This is a genomic window from Azospirillum mesophilum, assembly GCF_053470405.2.
Genome location: NZ_JBPXMQ020000091.1, coordinates 1 through 3,847 on the forward strand (window position 1 = coordinate 1; position 3,847 = coordinate 3,847).

The 3,847-nt window shown below is 56.7% G+C and carries 5 protein-coding genes; 4 read left to right on the top strand and 1 reads right to left on the bottom strand.

Going from position 1 to position 3,847, the window contains the following annotated elements; genetic code table 11:
* Nucleotides 1–131: 131 nt before the first annotated feature.
* The 3 genes from ACSVC7_RS32420 to ACSVC7_RS32430 all read left to right on the top strand — a co-directional run bounded on the left by ACSVC7_RS32420 (nt 132) and on the right by ACSVC7_RS32430 (nt 2,074).
* Nucleotides 132–587, top strand: coding sequence for a hypothetical protein (locus ACSVC7_RS32420; protein ID WP_448208724.1), 456 nt, complete (start codon nt 132–134; stop codon nt 585–587).
* 269 nt (nt 588–856) lie between these two features.
* Nucleotides 857–1,069: a hypothetical protein gene (locus ACSVC7_RS32425; RefSeq protein ID WP_448208723.1), complete on the top strand. Its 213-nt coding sequence runs from the start codon at nt 857–859 to the stop codon at nt 1,067–1,069.
* Between the two features lie 207 nt (nt 1,070–1,276).
* Nucleotides 1,277–2,074, top strand: coding sequence for a hypothetical protein (locus ACSVC7_RS32430; RefSeq protein WP_448208722.1), 798 nt, complete (start codon nt 1,277–1,279; stop codon nt 2,072–2,074).
* Between the two features lie 377 nt (nt 2,075–2,451).
* Here the strand turns inward: ACSVC7_RS32430 and ACSVC7_RS32435 are convergent.
* Nucleotides 2,452–3,515, bottom strand: a protein-coding gene (locus ACSVC7_RS32435) for an IS630 family transposase (protein ID WP_448208721.1) whose coding sequence is annotated in 2 segments (ribosomal slippage) — nt 2,452–3,032 and nt 3,032–3,515 — 1,065 coding nt in all. Because the reading frame shifts where the segments join, the coding sequence is not laid out codon by codon here.
* Nucleotides 3,516–3,589: 74 nt separating this feature from the next.
* On the opposite strand from ACSVC7_RS32435, the gene ACSVC7_RS32440 reads away from it, so the two are divergent.
* Nucleotides 3,590–3,766, top strand: a complete 177-nt coding sequence (locus ACSVC7_RS32440) for a hypothetical protein (protein WP_448208720.1) — start codon at nt 3,590–3,592, stop codon at nt 3,764–3,766.
* Nucleotides 3,767–3,847: the final 81 nt, after the last annotated feature.

The window sequence follows — 3,847 nt, forward strand, 5'->3', positions numbered from 1 at the left end:
TGAAGCCCGGATCGACGTCTCCAGCGGCATGATACAACTCGCCATGGCAAGCCTGCTACTCCGGCGTGTCTGCCACTGAACAGGTTGTCAAACGGACTCTGAACGACAAACGAGAGTCGTTCAAGAACCAAATGTTCGAGCAGAGATCCAAAGCGGCTACCGAGATATCGGAAGTTGCTCGCCAAATTCTAAACATTGATCTTGATAGGCAAGATACGTTCCGCACGGCTAAACATGTGGGATTTTCATTTTCTAAGGATACTGTATCAGTGGACGGCATTAACCGCTTCTCGGCAAGCTCCACTGTTTACCTAAAAAATACATTTATGTATTCAATCCTGGAGGCGTCATCTAAAGACGGAAGGTTCATGTTCCCCCGTCTTCTTTTCTTGGATGGCATAGAAGACAAGGGAATGGAAGTCGAGCGCGTGCATCATTTCCAGAAGATTGTATTCAATCGCAGCCTAAAACTTAAGGCTCGACATCAAATTATTATCACCGCTGAGAAACTGGCGCCTGAATTACAGAAAGACGAGCTTATTGTCGGATGGTGGTTTAACGATAAGCGGCGATCGCTCGACGTATAGCATTGTGAGCACGTCAGCGAGTAGATGGCGTCACGATGGATCAACAGAGTCAGCCGTCTGAATGGATGGGGGCGCCCGGACTGCCTTGCGGAGTGCCTACAAGATCATCCCGTAAACAATGTGAGCCGAGCGTTTCCAACGCGTCGGCTCACTCCGCCTTTTCACTGAGAGCGCCTAGCAGAACCATTTCCAAACGAAGCGCCATCGGGTGAGGCTGGCTGTGATGTGGTGGACGGCCGTGAAGATGTCGGCGCGGCGAAGGCCTGCCTATGTCGCGTCGGTCGCGCGGCCTGCTGCTCAAGGATCTGATAGCGGCGTACTGCGTTGTCAGGCTGGGGTGGCAGGAGGGCAACGCCTACCCGGTCGAGTTGGATAAGGCCGAGCTTCAGCGGCTGCTGTCGGAGCGGTCGGAGAGCAGTGTGGTGATGGCGACCGGCACGGACACCAGTGCGACCGCCTGCTCGTGGTACATCACAGCGTAGAGGGCAAGAGCGGAGATGAGAAGGATGTATGCACGGGGGCATGGAGCATCATTTCTCTTGGTGCGTCAACTGTGCGTGAGCAATCACCTGTTGATGGTAACAACATTTCAACCGCATCAGTCTACGCTTACTCATCGCATATATGGTTCGCCTTTCCGTCGCATAACAAACAGGTGAATTATGTTTCAGCATACTGATCTACAGCTGATGAGCATTGACAAGCTCTCCATCCGTGTAAACGGAATCATGGTGCCTTTCAAATATGCGGTCAACTTCTTGTCAAAGTACTGTATGCCGATGGTATTTGGGAACGACCATTCTGCTTATGACGTTTCGCCCGTTGGAAGTTCCTTTAGATTTCGGCATCGGAACCGCAACTTTGTTGTATTCAGCGAGCACCAGCTAGGAAAGGAGGAAAATAGGAGGAAAGTGGAAAGTGCTCATTTAATAATATCTGAAGGAGATAAGTGGGTAGGGCTTACGCCGAACGAGGCTGGATCTCCAATTTGTAGCGACACCGATCAAAAAATCGAAGATATAATCATCCTTCGCTATGACTCTGAGCGCGAGGGCAGGGCCATAGACGGATATTTCCTGAATATCAACTGGAGCGATAATCCAGATATAGCTACATATAGAGACGTTATTGCTATATTTTCTATTGGCTATCCTTCAAATAACACAGAATATGAGCCCGAATTTAACTCGGATTATGAATTTGTAAACCTCAGGATCGGCTCGTACTGGAGTCGATTGTATCTTGAAAGGCGTGCCGCAACGGCATGGGATTTGCCAGACCGTATACCTCTGAAGGCTCATGCAAGTTATCGTTTAGATGCTTATGAATTGGACGGATATAGCGGTGCTCCGGTATTCTTTATATACCGCGACATCAGCGGTCAGACATGTCTTGGGTTTGCTGGTATTATCACAGATGCGAATAAGGTCGGAGATGTTAACGTGTATCCAGCCACAGTTATTTTGCAAGGCCTTGACGATTTCTAAGGATGATCAAAAAAATTCACGCCAAGATCAACTTAACACTACGGGATTTCGCCAAGCGTGTACCCTGCTTTTCGTGATCGAGTGTGACTCGGAGTTGGTGACAGGCGGTGGTGGCCCACAATAACGCTGCCTGACACGTCAGTCCGACAGGTCGACGCAAAAAGTAGGACAAACTTTGGAGGCGTTCCTAACGATAAGGATTTGGTAGGCGATTGAGGTCAAAAATCCTAGGCCCAGGCGCGGGACTCCGGACCAATGGCAGCGGACCCCGCCACCCGACTCTATGACGACGGCACCGCGCTTGGGCTCCCGATTGCCGGAGCCCATTTTATGCGCATTGCTGCCCATTCCCTGCCGCCCCTGTTATACCAAAGCCGTTAAATTTCGACCTGCAAGGCCCACGGATAACCACAGGTGGAGCGGATGCGGCCGGGTTCGGCGAGGATGCGGTTCCAGGCGCGACAGCAAACGTCGAGGATGGCGTTGAGGTCAGTGAAGAGCCGGTGGGACAGCAGGGTGTCGCGCATGAACTGCCAGAGCCTCTCGATCGCGTTCAGTTCCGGGCTGTAGGGCGGGAGCGGCACGAGGGTGATGTTAGCCGGCACGGCGAGATCGCCGCTGGTGTGCCATCCCGCCCCATCGATCACCACGGCGGCATGGGCGCCGGGGGCGACGGTGCGGCTGATCTCCTCCAGCATGAGGGTCATCGCCTCGGTGTTGGCGCGCGTCATGACGAGGGCGGCTCCGGTGTCGCGTGCGGGGCAGACCGCGCCGAAGAGATAGGCCGACTTGAAGCGGTGATCGCGCACGGCGCGCGGCCGACTGCCGCGTGGCGCCCAGCGCCGGGTCAGGGTGCCTTTCTGGCCGATGCGGGCTTCGTCCTGAAACCAGACCTCCACGGCGCTGGCCTCGGGGTGGGCCTTGCGGAGGGCGGCGAGGCGGTCGGCGAAGTTTTTTTAAACGCCTCCTGGGCCGGCGCGTCGGTCTTGGGGTGGAGCGGGCGCGGCGTGAGGAAGGACAGCTTCATTCGGTGCAAGCGGTCCTGCATGCCGGTGCGGCTGTAGTCCGCCCCGAAATGCCGCAGGGCCAACTCGCGGATGTGCCGGACCCGGTATTCGACGACGCCATCCCGCTCGACGTCCGGGCCGGCGGCGATCAGGTCGGCCAGTTCCGCTTCCAGCGCTTCGGCTAGCAGCGGCGGGCGGCCAGGGCGTGCCCGATCCCGCAAGCCGTCCACGCCTTCAGCGTTGTAGCGTACAATCCAATCACGCAGCGTCTGCCGGTCCATGCCGGCTTGCCGGGCCGCTTCCTCCCGGCTGACGCCGTCCAGCGCCATGGCGAGCGCCAGGAGGCGCCGGCAAATCCGGCTGTCGGTCTCACCGCGGGCCAGCCGGCGCAGGTCTTCGGAGGTCAGATCGGTGCGGATCGTCAGGGCGGGCATGACGGCGCTTCGCTCAATGGTGAGTCCCAGCACAGGGAATCACCACCGACGCTGAACCGCAAGCCACAACAGCCATGAGTCAGAAGTTTCCGGCTCTGGTATTAGACGCCTACCAGCAGCTCGCCAAGCGCTGCGCCAGCCAGGAGCCGAACGTGCCGGACACGCTGGACGCCATGCTCGGCAACCTCGAACACGTCTTGGCCTGCGCGGAAATCGAGACGCGGGCGGACCTAGGGCGTGTCGTCAGTTAGGGGATTCCCAGCGGGCGGAATGCGTGATTCATAGAGCGTCGGCTGACGGGAGGGCCGACCGATGCGACGCTATGCTTTGCG